Genomic DNA, 18504 nt, shown 5'->3' with positions numbered 1-18504 from the left:
ATCCAGCACTAAGCTGGCAGCTTCCTATTTGAACTCAAGTGTTAAAGGGACGCCGTTGTCTGGTCATCTGGCACCTCGCTTAGAGTGATAACGTACCACCTCCGTTGGTGTCCGGAGTCAAACAACTTCCCTACAATTCACAACGGGGACATTAGTGTGGGCACGCAGAAACACATAAATAGCGTGCTCTCTCTAAAAATCAAAAACTTGGAATTCGAAAATCGACAAAATTGACAGGCATCGCCCATGAAACCAAGGGGGCAACTTGAATAGAGTAAAGCCGCTGGCGACCTTGAAGTATTAATCAAATATACGCTAAAGCCAGCCACTGGCGGAGCTGGTCTCTATTGGCTACTCGAGGGATTAGTAAAGCGTCACGGTTCTACACGAGAAAAATACGCACCGCCTCGCTGGGTCGAAAAGTTGGCGGCATTTATATTTACAAGTGCCCTGTCTTTACGTAAATCAATGCACCATCTTCTTTGGTGAAGGGGCTGTGCCGACTTAGATGAGGGCTACGTAGCCATGAGCCTTTAGCGTAGCTACCATACTCATCATGGAAGGTACCCTCTAATACAAAAATTTCTTCTCCACCCCAATGCTGATGAGCAGTAAATTGAGTGTTTGGCGCCCACTTCACCAGAGCTACGTGTTCACTTTCAAACTCATGCAGTGGCATCACTTTCAGGCCAGCGACTAGCCCCTGACGCCATGGTTGTGCTTGGGTATCGATGACCTTTTGCTCTGTATCTTTTTCGTCGAACTGCTGTAATTTAACGAAAATAGTCGCCCCCTCCTTACCGATTTTAGGTGTGTGTGATGTACCAATAGGGTTGCGTACATAACTGCCTTTGCCATAGCTTTGATACTCATCAGAAAACACGCCTTCAAGCACAAAAAACTCTTCTCCACCGGAATGAATATGTGGCGAGAACTCACTAAAAGGCTCATAGCGAACAAGCGAGGTGGCACGTGCAGTTTCACCCCCCACCCTATCGAGCATCATTCGTTGCACACCCGGCATCGGCGATTCCACCCAGTGATAGTCATCCGGTTGAATCACGATGCGTTGTGAAAAATCTGCATTTATTCGTATCGTCATGTTAAGCGCCTAACAAAAAATTTAGTCCCTACCTGCCATTACGCCCCATCTACACTCCCCAATAGCACCAGTGAGCCCGCTGGATCCAGGAGTTAAGAGAAACACGATACTGCTCGCAATGTCATTCGATCCCCCATCCACCAATCGGATGAAAATCAGTAAATCCTGCCAAGGCATCATCCACTTTCGCAGGGTCAATGGATGTTTCATACAGGGGCGTTTCTACCACCGCAAGAAAGACTGCATTAACGCTAATATTGTTCTGCCAGCTCTATTGCCATGGATTACGTTAAAGGCAAGCACAATCGACGTTTCCATGTGGACTCGCGATGAACTCATACAAAGGGCCACACGGCCCTTTCTTGAAGCCCTCCCTCCGTCATTTCCTCACTGGGCAATTCAAAGAATCACAAGATGATTAGGCAGTTCATTTTTCTGCTCGGTGGCGGGCACGTGGTTGGCCAGCTTGTCGCCGCAGGCAGCCACGCATTCTTGGAAGCCCTCTGCCACTTCACCGTTTTTCAGCTTTGCAATAAAGGCATCCACCATGCTTTGCCATTCACTGTCTGGCACATGCTGGGCGATACCCTGATCGGCCAAAATTTCCACATAGTGCTCGGCTTCGCTAACAAAAATCAGCACGCCGGTTGCGCCTTTGGTGCGATGAAGCCCCTGTTGCAGAAACGACTGGCGCGCCAGCCCAGCAGCGCGAGTTTGCTGTAACCGCCGTGGCACCAGGCGAAACTGGATCGGTTTCAGCCGAAACACCACCGCGAGCGCCAACAACACCCCCCACTGCAGCAGAAAGGCTTCAAACGGGGTAAGCCACACCGGCAGGAAAAGCAGTAACGCTGGCACTAACAGCGATAACAGCGCAGCCCACATGACTGTCACATAACGGTAGTCATCCGCCTGACGCGCCAGCACGGTCACCATTTCCGCATCGGTACGCGCTTCCTGTTCGCTGATGACGCGGGCCAAAGCGCTCTGAGCATCGTGATCCAGCAACATTACCAACCTCCCGAGGCGCCACCGCCTCCAAAACCACCACCGCCGCCGCCGAAGCCGCCGCCACCGAATCCACCACCGCCGCCAAAGCCGCCCATGGGCACCGGCAGGAACATGCCGCCACGGCGGCCACCCCGGCCTCCGCCGCCTCCAAAGGACAACAGGAAGGTAATCACTACCATACCAATCAGTATGAGAAGAGCCTTGAGGCCGCTGGGTTTGTCGCGGGGTTGGCGTTCGCCTTGATATTCACCCTGAATGGCGGCCTGGATGCTCGTCACCCCAGCCTGAATGCCACCATAAAACTGACCTTGGCGGAACGCGGGCAAAATTTCTTGCTGAATGATCACGCTGGACAGAGCATCGGTGAGCACGCCTTCCAAACCATAGCCCACCTCAATGCGCACCTTGCGGTCATCGGGCGCCACAATCAGCAACACGCCATTATTATTTTCTTTGCTGCCAATGCCCCACTCGCGGCCCAATTGATAGCCATAATCGGCGATGTCATAGCCCTGCAAATCGGACAAGGTAACCACCACCAGCTGGTTAGACGTATTTTGTTCCGCCGCCGCCAACGCCTGTGTAAGGCTCTGAGTTTGAGCGGGCGTCAGCAACCCCGCTTCGTCCACCACCCGTCCCGACAGCGCCGGAAATTTCGGCACCGCCCACATCGAGGTGCTAAGCAACAGAACGATCAGTGCTAAATAGCGCATCAGTTAAAGTTCACGCTGGGGGCCTGGTCCGCATTTTCAGCCGTGGCCTCATAGGTTTCGCGGGTTTCCATGTCACTGTACAAAAAGCTGTGCCAGAGACGACCGGGAAAGGTGCGAATCTCGGTGTTATACTGCTGCACGGCCGCAATGTAATCCCGACGTGCCACGCTGATGCGGTTTTCCGTGCCCTCCAGTTGCGATTGCAGGGCCAAAAAGTTCTGATTAGCCTTTAGATCTGGATAGCGCTCAGCTACCACCATCAAACGCTGCAAAGCAGAACCGAGCTGGCGCTGAGCCTGTTCGAACTGCTTTAGCTTTTCTGGATTGTTCAGCATGTTGCCATCCACCTGAATGGAGCCGACCTTGGCTCGGGCTTGGGTAACATCCACCAACACTTCTTTCTCGTGGCTAGCATAGCCTTTAACCGTATTCACCAAGTTGGGGATCAAGTCGGCACGGCGCTGGTATTGGTTTTCTACCTGTGACCAAGCGGCTTTCACTTGCTCGTCATAGCTCGGGATATTGTTAATACCACAACCACTTAACCAGCCTACTAGCAAAACCAGCATGGCACTGCGCCATAGCGTTGCCATGCTTGACCTCGGCCAGACGCTCAGTGTGTTTGTCATCGATCGTTTCTCCATCATGGTGTTTAATTATCCACCCGGGGTGGCTCACTCAGTAAGTGATTCAATCCAGACTGACAGCGGTCGTTGCCGCTTTTCCGCCATCAAGGCCGCGAGCAAGTACTGTTTATCGCGGCGACTTAGCCGTTTAATGCGTGCTTCCAGCTGACTGGCGGAGCCTCTATCGCCTCCGGGCAGCAGCAATACCGGGCGTACCGGGCGGCGAGCCCGCGTATAACGGGCGCCTTTCGGGCTAGTGTTATGTTCATGAACCCGACGCGCCGGCTCCGTGCTGATACCGGTATACAGCGACCGATCCGCACACTCCAGCATATATACCCACCACTGTTGCATGGTTTTACACTCACCCCTGCGAGGGCTGCTATGATGCCAGAGACAGTGCGCGCACTTAAGCGCCTTTACAACAAACCTCAAACGACAAGGATGCAAGTATGGTTACCTATCTCTATTGGTTTCTGGTAGCAGCACTAGTCATTGGTGCACTATTTGGTGTTGGCGTACGGCTAGGCAAATGGAAGCCCGCCTTGATTATCGCTGTGATCATCTGGCTCATCGCTACCCTCGCCTATTATTTCTGGTTACAGCAGGTGTTTGTGAAGCGCTTTGGCGGCACCATGCATATTTCCGTGCCGGAAGAGCAATACCATATCAGTGCCACGTGGAAAGATGACAACATGTGGATTGAAAACTACAATCCGGAAACCAACCAATGCATTTTCCAGGAATATTCCCGCGGCAATATGCTGGAAGGTAAGGTGGTCATTAAAAACTGTAACCCGCTGCAAAGCACCGGTATGGTTCTGCCCAAAGATTCCGCCGCCCAGTAATATCCCTGCTCTCTAAAGCCTGATTGTCAGCTCTGCAAGGGCTGGCTTCAGGCCCTGTTTCAACCTGGCACAGGAAGACCGATGACCTCTTCGCTAAATACCCTGCTAGACACCCTGAAAACCCACCCCGACACCGTTACCTTCGACGCGGTACAAGCCGTGATCTCTGAACATTACCGTTACACGCCTGCAGCCTTCAGCAACGGCCACGGTGATGATTGCGTGCGCAATGATGCTGGTACGAATGAAGGATCCTGCAAGGTACTGGCCTTCGCCAAAATCAATTTCCTTTCTGACGCTCAGACGCTGGCCTGCTTCGGCCACTTTTACCGCGATCATGTTCTGGGTAATCCGGACGGCAGCGACCACGCCAATATCCGCACTCTCATGCGTCATGGGCTGACCAATGTGGCGTTTGATACTCCGCCTTTGGCCGCAAAGTAACGATTCACCGTCCCCCGGCCAAGCTGATGAGCAACACCTCTTGACCCTTTACTCTTTATTAACCGAATTAGCGATACACCTTTAGCGGTTACTTACCCAACGCACATAAGGCTCCGCCAGCAGACATCACCACAAATCCTCCCCCCCTGCGCCAATCCTGATTCAACCCAGAGCCTAGCGGTAACCGCAATTATCATGGTGGCAGCCTCCATATGAGCCTGCTATTGTGATTGATCCACCCATCAGCCCCGATGAGTCCCGTGAAAGTTCGTAACAGTAAAGAACAACAGCGGCATCGCCTGGAACGCGATATGGAACGCTTTCTTTCTGAAGGCGGGGCCATTAATGAAGTACCGAATGGTGTGAGTGGCGCCGATGCTGTATCCGGCAAAGGGCACCAAACCGTGCTGTTTAATGGCCCCCGCCAGAATCAGCGCACAGACCTGAGTCAAGTGGCTGCCAACATAGACTCTCGCAAACATAAACCTCGTCGCCAGCAGCTCAATGCCCGGCCACGACGTGAACTCATTTACGACGACTTCGGCGAACCTCTTCGCTGGGTCTGGCAAAATAAATAATCTCGCTGAAACTCAGCAAAGGACAGGTCTATGAAACGGCTCTTCTTACTCGCATCCCTCATTTTTGCCGGCCAGACCGGGTATTCAGACATCATTGAAACCGAAGTCACCCTGCCTGACGGCCTGGGCAAGGGCGTCATGTACCTCAATGATCGCCAGAAAGACCCCGGGCCCGGGGTAATTGTGGTACACGAATGGTGGGGCCTGGATGACTATGCCCGCAACCGCGCCCACATGTTGGCGGAAGCGGGTTACACCGCTTTTGCGGTAGATATGTACGGCACCGGCAAAGTTGCCAGCCATCCGAAAGATGCGAAAAGTTTTATGGAAACCGCATTATCAAACCCGGAAACCATGAATGCCCGCTTTCAGGCTGCTCGCACCCTGATGCTCAAACAGCAGCAAGTTGAGCCAGGGCGACTGTTTGCCATCGGCTACTGTTTTGGTGGCGCAGTGGTGCTGGAACAGGCCCGCCGGGGTACTGATTTGGCCGGCGTAGCCAGCTTCCATGGCAGCCTGGGCACCGAGAACCCGGCAAAATCCGGCGAGCTGAAAGCACGGGTTCTAGTCGCTACAGGGCAGGCTGACCCCATGGTGCCCGCAAAACAAGTAAGTGGTTTTGTCAGCGAGATGACCGCTGCCGGAGCCGATTTCCAATTACTGAGTTTCCCGGAGGCCAAGCACGGCTTCACTAACCCCGGGGCCGATGCTGCCGGTGAGCGATTCGAAATGCCCCTGGCCTACAGCGCTCATGCGGATCAGGTGAGCTGGGAGGCACTGATCGACTTCCTGGAACAGCCGAAGTAACCCGCACCACCCGAGCGCAAAGACGCGCGCCATGCACCATGCCGGCACACTTCATCGCGCCGGCATGGTATCCGCAATTCTGCTCCCCTCCCCCTAATATCCAATGCCAAGCCGTGCCTTGTGCGGCAGGCACGGTCTTTTCGTCTTTCCTGATTCAGGTTGGCACTTCCTTTGCTTTATTACGGGTAGAGGAATCGAATGGCTTTGTTGCCATCAAGCACTCAACACAATCTGCACCAATAGAAAGCTAGGGTTCCGATCGGCTACGCCAGCAGCCGATGCCTGGTCCGAGAGCCTTCGACCTTCTTGGCGCCGATAGATTGGCAGCAGCATCTACCGGCAGGGGGTTACACGGCGGGACAAAAGCCCGGGAGGACACGATGACAGCAGTGTCATTGGATTCCTCTTCGTCCGTAGCCAAGGAGGTCCGACATGACCCGTTCCCTATGCAAGATAGCTGCCGCTGCAGCACTCGTTCTGTTTACCACGCTCACACCTGTTACTGCACTGGCCAAAGATTCTTTTAGCGTCTGCTGGTCTATCTACGTGGGCTGGATGCCGTGGGACTATGGCGCCCAGCAAAAGATCGTCGACAAGTGGGCAGCCAAATACGACATCACCATCGATGTGGTACAGATCAACGACTATGTGGAATCCATCAACCAGTACACTGCCGGTGCCTACGACGGCTGCGCCATGACCAACATGGATGCCCTGACCATTCCCGCCGCCGGGGGTGTGGACTCTACTGCCCTGATTGTGGGGGATTTTTCCAACGGTAACGATGGCGTGGTGCTCAAGGGCACTGACACGCTAGCCAACATCAAGGGCCAGGATGTAAATCTGGTAGAACTGTCCGTTTCTCACTACTTGTTGGCCCGCGCACTCGACACTGTCAACTTGAGCGAAAAGGACCTGACCGTGGTGAACACCTCCGACGCCGACATGGTGGCCGCCTTCACTACCAAGGGGGTCACTGCTGTGGCCACCTGGAATCCCCTACTCAGCGAAATCACCGCCATGCCGGACAGCCACAAGGTCTTCGACTCTTCAAAGATCCCGGGCGAAATCATCGACCTGATGGTGGTGAACACCGAAACCCTCAAAGCCAACCCGAACTTCGGTAAGGCACTCACCGGTGCGTGGTATGAAATCATGGCCACCATGTCCGCCGATGACGATGCCGGCAAGGCTGCCCGCACCTTCATGGCCAAAGCGTCCGGCACCGATCTAGCCGGATACGACGCTCAGCTGGCGTCAACCCGCATGTTCTACAAGGCCAGCGAAGCGGTGACGTTCGTCAACAGCCCCGAGCTGAAAGACACCATGCAGAAAGTGGCGGAGTTTTCATTCGATCACGGCCTGCTCGGGGAAGGCGCTCCGGACGCCGGCTTCGTCGGTATCGAAACCCCGGTTGGCGTATTCGGTAGCGAAAGCAATGTGCAGCTGCGCTTTATCGCCGATTACATGGCCATGGCCGCCGACGGGAAGCTGTAACACCTGAAGGCTCAGGTCGAGGCCGGACAGAGTTAGCTTTTTTCGGCGTCGACCATTGCACTAGCTCCGACACTTACCAGTGGGAATCCCCATGAAGAAACTGATCAACAGACAGCCCAGCAGGGCAGCAAGCTGGGCATTGGGGCTACTTCCCTTTGCACTGCTGATTGTCGTTTACATGTTGGCATCAGATGCACGTCTTGCCGACAATCCAAACGACAAACTCCTGCCTGCACTGGACAGTTTTGTTCAGGCCATTAATCGCATGGCATTCGAGCCCAGCAAACGCAGCGGTGAGTACCTGCTTCTCGCCGATACCCTGGCCAGCCTGCAACGTTTGGCTATCGGTGTAGCCATCAGCGCCCTGGTTGCCATTATCGTGGGCATTGGCAACGGCAGCATCCCCCTGATCCGCTCCACATTTTCACCGCTGGTCACAGGGTTGTCGCTGGTTCCCCCCATGGCCATGCTGCCGGTGCTGTTCATCATTTTCGGGCTGGGCGAACTGGCCAAGGTGATGCTCATTATCATCGGTATCACGCCCTTCATGATTCGTGACCTGCAACAGCGGGCGATGGAAATTCCTGCAGAACAAATCATCAAGCTACAGACGTTAGGCGCCAATACCTGGCAGATCATCACCCGGCTGGTGTGGCCGCAACTGATGCCACGGCTAATCAGCGCAGTGCGTTTGTCGCTAGGCCCCGCCTGGCTTTTCCTGATCGCCGCCGAAGCCATCGCTGCCACCGAAGGGCTGGGCTACCGGATCTTCCTGGTACGTCGCTACCTGTCCATGGATGTGATTCTGCCCTACGTGGTGTGGATCACTCTGTTGGCCTTCGCAATAGACTTAATTCTCAGCCGCTATTCGCAATGGCGCCACCCTTGGTTCCACCAGAAAGGCCATTAAGGAGCGTGCACCATGGCGATTATCGAAATGAAAAATCTGTGGAAAGAATACGGTGAACAAGTCGTGCTGGAACGGCTGAACGCCACCGTGGAAGAAGGCGAATTCGTCACCATTGTCGGCGCCTCTGGCTGCGGCAAGACCACCTTCCTGAAACTTCTGCTCGGCACCGAACAAGCCACCCGAGGCGAGCTGCTGCTGGATGGTCAGCGGCTGCCGGCGGAGCCGGACGAAAGCCGTGGCATCGTGTTCCAGCGCTACTCGGTGCTCAATCACCTGACCTCTTTGGAAAACGTGATGCTGGGCGGCGAATTGCAGAGCAACCGCTGGCTGGGCATCAGCTTCGGCAAGACACGGCGCCAACTTCGTAAGGATGCCTTGAAAATGCTCGAATCCGTGGGCCTTGGCCAGGCGGTCGACAAGTACCCCCACGAGCTTTCCGGCGGTATGCAGCAGCGCCTTGCACTGGCCCAGGCTCTGATCAAAAAGCCACGTATCCTGCTGCTGGACGAACCTTTTGGCGCCCTGGACCCGGGCATTCGTGCCGACATGCATACGCTGGTGCTGACACTCTGGAAAGAGCAAAAGCTGACCGTGTTCATGATCACCCACGACATTACTGAAGGCTTCTATCTGGGTACACGATTGTGGGTATTCGACAAGCCTCGGCTGGACCCGCAGGCCCCCGACGCCTACGGCGCCCGGGTGACCTACGACTTGCCGGTGGGCGACTGCCAGAGCGGCACCCTCAGCGACATCAACCAGAACGTGGGGCGTACCAGCCGCGTTCTCAACGACACTCTGTAAGACGACAAGGACTTCATCATGAGCGAAAGCCTTTACACCACCACCCTGCCCGGCAGTGCCCACTGGTCCCTGCGCGTACGCCGCGGTATGCAACTGCGTCTCACCGACCCGCAAGGCGGCGCCAATCTCTCAATGCTGATGTACAACCCGGAGATGCCGCTGGAGCGCTATAACGCGCCAGATAGCCTCAAGGGGCAGCACACCTTCAAGCTCACCAAAGGAAATTGCCTGTACTCCGACATGGGCCGTGTCTTCGCCTCCATCGTGGAGGATGAATTTGGCTGGCACGACACCGTGTGCGGCACCCTTAGCGAAAAAGCCCTGCAAGAAAAATATGCCGTGCGTTCCTACCAGGACTGCCACAACCAGTGGACCCTGAGCGGGGAGCACTGCTTCCTCACCGAACTGGCCAAATACGGCCTTACCGAACGGGATATGGCAGCCAATCTGAATCTGTTTTCCAAAGTCGCCGCCGATAACGACGGCAAGCTGGTATTCGATCCATCTGCGGCAAAAGCCGGTGCACACGTCACCCTGCGTTTCGAAATGGACACCCTGGTGATAATGCACACCTGCCCGCATCCACTGAATCCGGCCGAAGACTACCCCATCAAGCCAGTACACATTGAGATGCTGAAAGCTGCCCCTGTAGCGGACGATGACTACTGCAAAAATGCCCGCCCTGAAAACGGCCGCGCCTTTGAAAACAATCGCCTGTATCACTTGGGCCTGTAATTTTCAGTAAAAGCGCTGTTTGAGGCGCCAAGGAAAGACCCATGATCAAAGAAAGCCAACGTCAACCGGAGCAGGCCTTCTTCCGTGAAGAAGTGGCGGCCGGCGACTATTTCATCCGTATCATCAAGAAAGGCCAGACTGTTCGCCTGCTGGATCTGGAGGGCAACCAGGCTGCCGACACCCTGTTCTACAATGCGGCAGATCCTGCTGAGCGTTACAGCGCCGTGGATACCATCCGTGAACAGGGCAATGTGTATCTCACCGCCGGCACCGTACTGATGAGCAACCGCATGAACCCGTTGCTGAAAATCGTTGCCGATACCTGTGGTCGCCACGACACGCTGGGCGGCGCTTGCGCCACCGAAAGCAATACCGTGCGTTACAGTCTGGAAAAGCGCTGCATGCATGCCTGTCGTGACAGCTGGATGCTGGCCATTAACCAGCACCCGGAATTCCATCTTGCCAAGCAGGACATCACCCACAACATCAACTTCTTTATGAATGTGCCGGTGACGGCCGAAGGCGGCCTGACCTTTGAAGACGGCATTTCTGCCCCGGGTAAATACGTTGAACTGACCGCCTGCATGGATACGCTGATCCTCATTTCCAACTGTCCTCAGTTGAACAATCCCTGCAACGGTTACAACCCGACACCCATTGACGTTCTTATCTGGAACGACTGAGCACCGACCAATTTCCCTGGGGACGACCCCGGCGGCCAAGGCTATAAAGACGGGACGGCCCGTCATCTGTCCCAGAGACAGCCCGACAAGAGAAAAAGTCATGTTCAACAAGGTTTTGATTGCCAATCGCGGTGCCATTGCCACCCGCGTTACCCGTACCCTCCAATCCCTGGGCATCACTTCCATAGCGGTTTTTGCCGAGGCCGACCGCGATTCCCTGCACGTACGTTACGCCGACAAAGCCTTCTGCCTAGGGGAAGGCAATGCCCAGGATACCTATCTGAATCAGGATAAGCTGTTTGCCCTCATGGAAGAACATGGCGTAGAAGCCGTGCACCCCGGTTACGGTTTTCTCAGTGAAAACCCGGACTTTGTGAAGGGCTGTGAAGCCCGCGGCATTGCCTTTATTGGCCCAACGCCCGAACAAATGGACACCTTCGGCCTCAAGCACACCGCTCGTGCCCTGGCAGAAAAAAACGATGTTCCTCTACTGCCAGGTACCGGCCTGCTGAATGATAAAGAGGCAGCACTGAAAGCGGCTGAAAAAATCCGTTATCCGGTCATGCTGAAGAGCACAGCCGGCGGTGGCGGCATCGGCATGCAAATCTGTGACAATGCAGAAAACCTAGACAAGGCTTGGGATAGCGTGCGCCGCCTCAGCGCCAACAATTTTTCCAATGATGGCGTCTTTATAGAAAAATATATCGCCCGCGCCCGTCACATTGAAGTCCAGGTATTCGGTGATGGCAAAGGCCAAGCCGTTACCCTCGGTGAACGCGACTGTTCCGCCCAGCGTCGCCACCAGAAAGTGTTGGAAGAAACACCGGCCCCCAACCTGCCCGATCATGTTCGCCATGAACTGCACGATACTGCACGCACGCTTATGCAAGCGGTGCATTACCGCAATGCCGGCACAGTGGAATTCATTCTCGATCAGGACACCAACACTTTCTACTTTCTGGAAGTGAATACCCGCCTGCAGGTGGAACACGGTGTCACCGAACAGATTTTCGGCGTCGATCTGGTGGAGTGGATGATCAAACTGGCCGCTGGCGAGCTGCCCGCACTGAACTCACTCGGCCCCTTTACTCCCAATGGTCACGCCATTCAGGCGCGGATCTATGCCGAGGACCCGGCCAAGGATTTCCAACCCAGCGCCGGCCTGCTGACTGCTGTCACCTTTCCTGAAGCAGATGGGCAAGCATTGCGTATTGATCACTGGGTGGAAGCCGGGCTTACCGTTTCTCCCCTGTTCGATCCCATGCTAGCCAAGGTCATCATTCATCAAGCCGATCGCGATAGCGCACTGAACGCACTGGCGCAGACCCTGGATGGCATCACCCTGGAAGGTATTGAGACCAACCGGGAATATGTTCGCACCATTCTGGCCAACCCGGTATTTGCGCAAGGGCGAATGACCACCCGCTACCTCAATGATTTCCGTTACCGACCTTTTACCGTAGATGTACTGGCCGGCGGCACCATGACCACAGTACAGGATTACCCTGGCCGGAGTGGCTACTGGCCCGTGGGCGTGCCCCCTTCAGGACCTTTTGACAACCTCAGCTTCCGTCTCGGTAACCGCCTGCTGGGCAACGACGAAGCCGCCGCCGGACTGGAATTCACGCTTAACGGCCCAACGCTGAAATTCAACCAGGCCACCCGCATAGCCCTTACTGGCGCGGACATGCAGGCCTCTCTGGATAGCCGTCCGTTCCCCCCTTATCAGGTCATCCAGGTACAACCAGGTCAGGTGCTAAAACTGGGCAAAGTAAGCGGCGAAGGCGCTCGCGCCTATCTTGCTATTGCCAGCGGCATCCAGTGCACCCCCTATCTGGGCTCACGCAGTACTTTTACCCTCGGCCAGTTCGGTGGTCACGGTGGCCGCGCCCTGCGCACCGGCGATGTGCTGCACTTTTCTGAAGATACAGGCATAACAGCCCGCGTGGAGGTGCCGGCAAGCTTGAAGCCCGAGCTTGGCAAAGCCTGGACCCTGCGGGTGATCTACGGCCCCCATGGCGCCCCGGATTTTTTTACCGACGACGACATGGCCATGTTTTTCTCCACGGACTGGCAAGTGCATTACAACTCCAGCCGGACCGGTATCCGCCTAGTGGGCCCCAAACCAAACTGGGCACGCAGTGATGGTGGCGAGGCCGGCATGCACCCTTCCAACATTCACGACAATGCTTATGCAGTAGGCACAGTGGACTTCACGGGCGACATGCCGGTCATCCTCGGCCCGGACGGGCCGTCACTGGGTGGCTTTGTCTGCCCCGCCACTGTGGTACTGGCCGACCGCTGGAAGCTGGGGCAACTAAAAGCCGGCGATACCCTACGTTTTGAAGCCATCAGCCTGGACGATGCGGATACACTTGCCGCCGAACAAGACCACTGCGTGTCCTCACTCGTTGAGCCGGCTAAACAGGTAAAAAGTGCTGGCATTACCACACCGGTGCTTAATACCCTTAGCAAACAAGAAGCCGGCGTAGACGTGGTTTACCGCGCCGCTGGAGACCGTTATCTACTGGTGGAATACGGCCCCCTAGTGCTGGATCTGCGCCTCCGATTTCGCGCCCATGCGCTCATGCTGTGGCTTGAACAGCAAAAACTCCCCGGCATTATTGAACTGACGCCCGGTATCCGCTCCTTGCAGATCCATTTCAATCCACAGGTTCTTACTCGCCAGCAACTGCTCAAAGACCTAGCCGGTGCCGAACATGCCCTACAGCAGCAGGATGATCTGGAAGTCCCTTCGCGCATCGTACATATCCCGCTGAGCTGGGATGACCAAGCCTGTCATCAAGCCATCGAAAAATACATCCAGTCGGTGCGCAAGGATGCCCCCTGGTGCCCGTCTAATCTGGAATTTATCCGTCGCATCAACGGGCTGGACAGCATTGATGCTGTAAAAAATATTCTGTTCAGCGCCAGCTACGTGGTGATGGGGTTGGGTGATGTCTACCTGGGTGCGCCAGTGGCTACCCCCTACGACCCCCGCCATCGTCTGGTCACCACCAAGTACAACCCCGCCCGTACCTGGACGGCAGAAAACTCTGTGGGCATCGGCGGCGCTTACCTGTGTGTGTACGGCATGGAAGGCCCCGGCGGTTATCAGTTTGTCGGCCGCACCCTGCAGATGTGGAACCGTTACCGCAAAACACGAGTCTTCGACCAGCCCTGGCTACTGCGTTTCTTCGACCAGATTCGCTTTTACGAGGTAAGCCACGAAGAACTTAACCAGATTCGCCGAGATTTCCCCAAGGGGGATTACCCGCTGAAGGTGGAAGAAACGACCTTCAGCCTCAGTGCTTACCAGCAGTTCCTGGACGACAACCAACAGGATATTGCCACCTTCACCGACGTCCGCAATCAGGCATTTGATGAAGAACTGCAACGCTGGGTGGACAGTGGCCAGATCAATTTCCAGTCCGAGCAGAATCTAGAGGCAGACAATGGACCTGAAGAAGTGGATGGCACTCCAGTGGAATCCCCTGTAGCAGGCAACATCTGGAAACTGAACGTGTCCGAAGGCGACCACGTGCAAAAAGGTGACGTGGTGGCTGTGCTTGAATCCATGAAGATGGAAATTGAAATCTACGCCCCGGGCTCAGGAAACGTCATCACTGTTTCCCGCCAGGAAGGTCAGCAGATCAATGCGGGGCAAGCGATCATGGTGCTGGATTGAAAGCCTTTTAAAGAGACTCTGAAAAACTGCAGCCTCTTGATCTGTCCAGAAAGACCATAACAATATCGCCACCGTTGCTGTTATTGCGATAGCAAGGATGCTTGGATTCATGCCCTACGTATTTTTTCGCGATAGTAGGCGCTCGGAAATGAATGCAAAACGAGGGCTATGAACACGCCTTATTATCTGTGTCGTTGATGCCAATCGACAGTGCGGTTCTCCCCTGCCGCACCGAGGGCGGGCCTAGCGGAATTGCTCGGCATGGCCCCAACGTCCTGGCATTCAACAATACAGATTGCACTCGCGCGCTGATGAACGCCCCAGCCCATTCAGCGCTACCGGCATTTGAGTGAGCAACGCCACCTTCTTTGAAACCCGCCGCCTGTAACACCTGAGCTAATGGCGGGTAGAAACTCGCCCTCTCCCCTAACGCCGTCACCCACACCTCTAACCCGTTAGCACTCTCTGGCTGCCCCTCATTCACCGGCAAGTTATACGCGTGAACTTCCCGCAAGCGCCCTTTCTTCAAGGGTTGTCATTGCTGGCCTTCTGCCGGCGGGGCCGCTTTACCAATTCCCCTAGACAATTCGGACATCGGCAAGCATGAATGGTGCAGCAATCGACACAAAAGGTGCATTCGTAGGAGCAAATATACGCTTGCTCATCGGCGGCCAAGGTGCACTGACATATTTCACAGCTAGATCGCATTTCAAGCATGCACATTTACCCGATTAGTGCGTCTTCACTTTTTCTTTTCCGCAGCGCTCACAACGGTAAACCGTCACCAGCTTTCCTTGCTTCACATCAAACCGCTTTTCCTTACAGATCAACCACCTGTGGAACCCGTGCTGGCACATGCCTCTATTCGGCGTTTTCTTTTGCGGTTTCTTGAACGGCAGAATATCGCCCATTCGCTCATCACCATGAAATCCAATCGTCGCTAGAGCATACCGCAAATTTTGCTTGCCAGTTTCGCGATTGGCCGACACAAACACCGCCATCCCCACAATTTGCAGCAAACGCCCGCTCAGCCGACGCCAGGCCCGTGCCTGCAGTCAGGCCCTTGTCTATGAAATCCGATTCACCCATCGAAGGGGGGCGTACAAACCCGTATAATTCGCCACCCAAGCAATCACCGGCAGCGACAATGACTGACTTTATCCCCGGCCAGCGCTGGCTGAGCGAATCCGAAACTGAGCTGGGCCTCGGCATCATCAAGGAATTGGATTACCGACTGGTCACCGTGGAATACCCGGCGGTAGAGGAAGAACGCACCTACGCAAAGAATAATGCCCCCCTGTCCAGGGTCACTTTCGACAGCGGCGACACCATCCGCACCGCCGATGAAATGGAGCTCGTGGTTACCGAAGTTAACGAGCTTAATGGACTCAAGATCTACATGGCTCACCCCAAGGACGGCAGCCCAGACGATATCCAGCCGGTGCCGGAGACCAATCTTGGCCATACCCTACGGCTGACCGCCGCCTTAGACCGTCTGTTATCCAACCAGCTTTCCTCCAACCGCTGGTTCGAACTCCGTATCGATGCACTCCATGCCCATTGCCGCCAACAACAATCTGCCATTAAAGGGCTACGGGGGCCTCGCATTGATCTGATTGGTCACCAGCTATATATCGCTGACCAGGTCGCTAACCGCTTTGCCCCCCGGGTTTTGCTTGCCGACGAAGTCGGCTTGGGAAAAACCATTGAAGCAGGCCTGATCCTGCATCAACAGTTGCTCACCGGTCGCGCCAAGCGAGTGCTGGTGGTAGTACCGTCGCCCTTGGTCCACCAGTGGTTCGTAGAAATGGTGCGCCGTTTCAATCTGCATTTTTCCATTTTTGATGCCGAGCGCCTGAACGCCCTGCAACCGGAGGACAGCATCAAGGACATGCTGGCGCAGATTATCGAAGAGGAAAACACCTCGGACGAAGACGCTGACGAAACAGCCAGCCGTGTCAGCGCCGCCAGTGGTGACGACAATCCGTTCCTCAGTGAACAGCTAATTTTGTGCAGCACGGACTTTCTCAGCGAGTGCGACATTGAGCAACTGGCCGCTGCCGACTGGGACTTGCTGGTGGTCGACGAAGCTCACCACCTGGAATGGTCAGTGCAACAGGCCAGCGACGATTATCAGCGCGTGGAAACCATTGCCCAACAAGCGCGGGGCCTGCTGCTACTTACTGCTACCCCGGAACAGCTCGGCCTTGAAAGCCACTATGCTCGGCTGCGCCTGCTCGACCCGGAACGCTATCCCAGCCTGGAAGCGTTCAAGGAAGAACAAGCCCGCTATCAAGACGTGGCAGCGTTGGCCGGCCGACTGCACGATGAATCTCAATGGGATGAGGCACTCAAGCAAAAAGCCGTGGCCCTACTACCGGACATGGACATTAACGAAACCAACCGCGAAGCGATTCAGACAGAACTACTGGATCGTTCTGGCCCCGGGCGCGTGATGTTCCGTAACACCCGCCACAACATCGCCGGCTTTCCGGCACGTCACGTGCACGGTATCCCTCTTACGCTGCCAGACGAGTACAAGTACGACAGCGATGAAGAAGTTGACGGCCATCTGCACCCGGAGACTCTGTTCCACGATGATCGCTGGTGCACCTTGGACCCTCGCGTCACTTGGCTGGAAAAATTTTTCAAACAACATCGCCAGGACAAGGTGTTGGTGATCTGTGCTAGCAAGAATACCGCCACCGACCTGCATGCCCACTGCAACTACAAGCTAGGCATGAACGTGGCCATGTTCCATGAAGATATGGACTTGATTGAACGCGACCGGGCCGCCGCTTTCTTCGCCGACGACTTTGATGGCGCCCAAGCCCTGATTTGCTCGGAGATCGGCTCTGAAGGCCGTAACTTCCAGTTTGCTCATCATCTCGTCCTGCTGGATTTACCCCTAAACCCGGATCTGCTCGAACAGCGTATCGGCCGCTTGGACCGTATTGGCCAAACCGACGACATTCAGATTCACGTGCCCTACTTCGAGCAACACGCTCAGGAAGTCCTGTTCCGCTGGTATCACGAGGGCATGAACGCGTTCGAACACACCAACCCGGCAGGCCACGACATTTACCTGCGCAGCCGCGACGCGCTAGAACCTTTGCTTACCGGTGATCCGGAATACACCGCCATCGAAGCACTGGTGGACGATACACGCGCCATTACCACCGAGCTACACACCCTGCTTGAAACCGGACGTGACCGCCTGCTGGAGCTGAGCTCGTTTGATGGTGAACGCGCAGAAACCCTGATCTCCGATTTGATTGCTGCAGATGAGGACACCCCACTGCCTTTCATGCAAAGAATCTTTGATCGTTATGGTGTCGAACAGGAAGATCATTCCGATACCGCAGTGATACTCAAACCCGGCCCCCACATGCGTGATGCCTTTCCCGCCTTGCCGGAAGAGGGGGTCACCATGACCGATAACCGTGCCACCGCATTGGCGCGGGACGACATGCAGTTTCTCACCTGGGAACACCCCATGGTCACTGGCAGCTTGGAAATGATGCTCACCGAGCACCGTGGTAAAGCGGCTGTTAGCCTACTTAAGAACCCCAAAATCAAAGCCGGCACACTGCTTATCGAAGCTATTTACACTGTAGATGCCGTCGCCCCAAAACATCTTCAGGCAGATCGCTTTTTACCCACCACGGTGATCCGTCACCTTCTTGATGCCAACGGCAAGAATATCAGCCAGGCGATTAGTCACGACGGTTTGAGCCAGCAATGCCACAAAATGGACAAGCCGCTGAGCCGCAAAATTGTCGGCAGCCAAAAAGCCTTGCTGGAAAAACTGCTCAAAGCCGATGACATTAGCGCCAGCCAGGAGGCAGAAAGCACCATCACCGCCGCCCAGCAAAAAATGCGCGAGAAACAGGCCCATGAGCTGGCTCGCCTAAAAGCGCTGCAAGCCAAAAACCCGGCGGTAAGGCACGCAGAAATCGACGCACTGGAAGACCAAACCCAGGCACTGGAAAAATGCCTCGGCGAAGCCCGTTGTCAGCTTGAAGCCGTACGCATCATTGTCGCGGGGGGAGATTAAC

The 18504-nt window shown here is 55.4% G+C and carries 18 protein-coding genes and 1 riboswitch; of the genes, 11 read left to right on the top strand and 7 right to left on the bottom strand.

The window, feature by feature from the left end; all coding sequences use genetic code 11:
* Positions 1-439: 439 nt before the first annotated feature.
* The 5 genes from ABNH10_RS07735 to ABNH10_RS07715 form a co-directional block, all read right to left on the bottom strand.
* The gene (locus tag ABNH10_RS07735; RefSeq protein ID WP_349385389.1) at positions 440-1102 is read right to left on the bottom strand and encodes a cupin domain-containing protein; all 663 of its coding nucleotides are present in this window, start codon (positions 1100-1102) and stop codon (positions 440-442) included.
* A 399-nt stretch (positions 1103-1501) separates the two neighbouring features.
* On the bottom strand, positions 1502-2113 hold the full coding sequence (locus tag ABNH10_RS07730) for a TPM domain-containing protein (protein ID WP_349385388.1): 612 nt from the start codon (positions 2111-2113) through the stop codon (positions 1502-1504).
* Entirely contained in the window at positions 2113-2826 is a 714-nt protein-coding gene (locus tag ABNH10_RS07725; protein WP_349385387.1) for a TPM domain-containing protein, read from the bottom strand. Before ABNH10_RS07725 ends, ABNH10_RS07730 begins: the two co-directional genes overlap by 1 nt.
* Positions 2826-3419, bottom strand: coding sequence for a LemA family protein (locus tag ABNH10_RS07720; protein WP_349385386.1), 594 nt, complete (start codon positions 3417-3419; stop codon positions 2826-2828). The genes ABNH10_RS07725 and ABNH10_RS07720 overlap by 1 nt, the downstream gene beginning before the upstream one ends.
* Positions 3420-3500: 81 nt before the next feature.
* Positions 3501-3806, bottom strand: a complete 306-nt coding sequence (locus ABNH10_RS07715) for a GIY-YIG nuclease family protein (RefSeq protein WP_349385385.1) — start codon at positions 3804-3806, stop codon at positions 3501-3503.
* A 98-nt stretch (positions 3807-3904) separates the two neighbouring features.
* Here ABNH10_RS07715 and ABNH10_RS07710 point away from each other — a divergent pair, with 98 nt between their 5' ends.
* The 10 genes from ABNH10_RS07710 to uca all read left to right on the top strand — a co-directional run bounded on the left by ABNH10_RS07710 (position 3905) and on the right by uca (position 14446).
* Positions 3905-4300: a hypothetical protein gene (locus ABNH10_RS07710; protein ID WP_349385384.1), complete on the top strand. Its 396-nt coding sequence runs from the start codon at positions 3905-3907 to the stop codon at positions 4298-4300.
* Between the two features lie 81 nt (positions 4301-4381).
* Entirely contained in the window at positions 4382-4744 is a 363-nt protein-coding gene (locus tag ABNH10_RS07705) for a HopJ type III effector protein (RefSeq protein WP_349385383.1), read from the top strand.
* Positions 4745-5004: 260 nt separating this feature from the next.
* The gene (locus tag ABNH10_RS07700; protein WP_349385382.1) at positions 5005-5322 is read left to right on the top strand and encodes a hypothetical protein; all 318 of its coding nucleotides are present in this window, start codon (positions 5005-5007) and stop codon (positions 5320-5322) included.
* A 30-nt stretch (positions 5323-5352) separates the two neighbouring features.
* Positions 5353-6129 carry a dienelactone hydrolase family protein gene (locus ABNH10_RS07695; protein WP_349385381.1) on the top strand — a complete coding sequence of 259 codons (777 nt, stop codon included), beginning with the start codon at positions 5353-5355 and terminating at the stop codon, positions 6127-6129.
* A gap of 236 nt (positions 6130-6365) precedes the next feature.
* A riboswitch (guanidine-I (ykkC/yxkD leader) is annotated at positions 6366-6505 on the top strand.
* A 56-nt stretch (positions 6506-6561) separates the two neighbouring features.
* Positions 6562-7626, top strand: coding sequence for a putative urea ABC transporter substrate-binding protein (locus ABNH10_RS07690; RefSeq protein ID WP_011589166.1), 1065 nt, complete (start codon positions 6562-6564; stop codon positions 7624-7626).
* Between the two features lie 91 nt (positions 7627-7717).
* Positions 7718-8536: an ABC transporter permease gene (locus tag ABNH10_RS07685; protein ID WP_035461344.1), complete on the top strand. Its 819-nt coding sequence runs from the start codon at positions 7718-7720 to the stop codon at positions 8534-8536.
* Positions 8537-8548: 12 nt separating this feature from the next.
* The gene (locus ABNH10_RS07680; RefSeq protein ID WP_011589168.1) at positions 8549-9340 is read left to right on the top strand and encodes an ATP-binding cassette domain-containing protein; all 792 of its coding nucleotides are present in this window, start codon (positions 8549-8551) and stop codon (positions 9338-9340) included.
* 18 nt (positions 9341-9358) lie between these two features.
* Entirely contained in the window at positions 9359-10075 is a 717-nt protein-coding gene (locus ABNH10_RS07675; RefSeq protein ID WP_349385380.1) for an urea amidolyase associated protein UAAP1, read from the top strand.
* 41 nt (positions 10076-10116) lie between these two features.
* Entirely contained in the window at positions 10117-10758 is a 642-nt protein-coding gene (locus tag ABNH10_RS07670; RefSeq protein ID WP_011589170.1) for an urea amidolyase associated protein UAAP2, read from the top strand.
* A gap of 100 nt (positions 10759-10858) precedes the next feature.
* Positions 10859-14446, top strand: a complete 3588-nt coding sequence (gene uca / locus ABNH10_RS07665; protein ID WP_349385379.1) for an urea carboxylase — start codon at positions 10859-10861, stop codon at positions 14444-14446.
* Positions 14447-14971: 525 nt separating this feature from the next.
* Here uca and ABNH10_RS07660 read toward each other — a convergent pair.
* Both ABNH10_RS07660 and ABNH10_RS07655 read right to left on the bottom strand, forming a co-directional pair.
* Entirely contained in the window at positions 14972-15154 is a 183-nt protein-coding gene (locus tag ABNH10_RS07660) for a DUF1272 domain-containing protein (RefSeq protein WP_349385491.1), read from the bottom strand.
* Between the two features lie 23 nt (positions 15155-15177).
* Positions 15178-15465: a hypothetical protein gene (locus tag ABNH10_RS07655; protein WP_349385378.1), complete on the bottom strand. Its 288-nt coding sequence runs from the start codon at positions 15463-15465 to the stop codon at positions 15178-15180.
* Positions 15466-15593: 128 nt separating this feature from the next.
* Between ABNH10_RS07655 and rapA the strand changes: the two genes are divergently transcribed.
* Entirely contained in the window at positions 15594-18503 is a 2910-nt protein-coding gene (gene rapA / locus ABNH10_RS07650) for an RNA polymerase-associated protein RapA (protein ID WP_349385377.1), read from the top strand.
* Position 18504: the final 1 nt, after the last annotated feature.

This window comes from Alcanivorax sp. (assembly GCF_040119285.1).
Taxonomy (GTDB): Bacteria; Pseudomonadota; Gammaproteobacteria; order Pseudomonadales; family Alcanivoracaceae; genus Alcanivorax.
The sequence above is the reverse complement of the archived record's forward strand: the minus strand, read 5'-3'. Positions and strand labels throughout refer to the sequence as shown.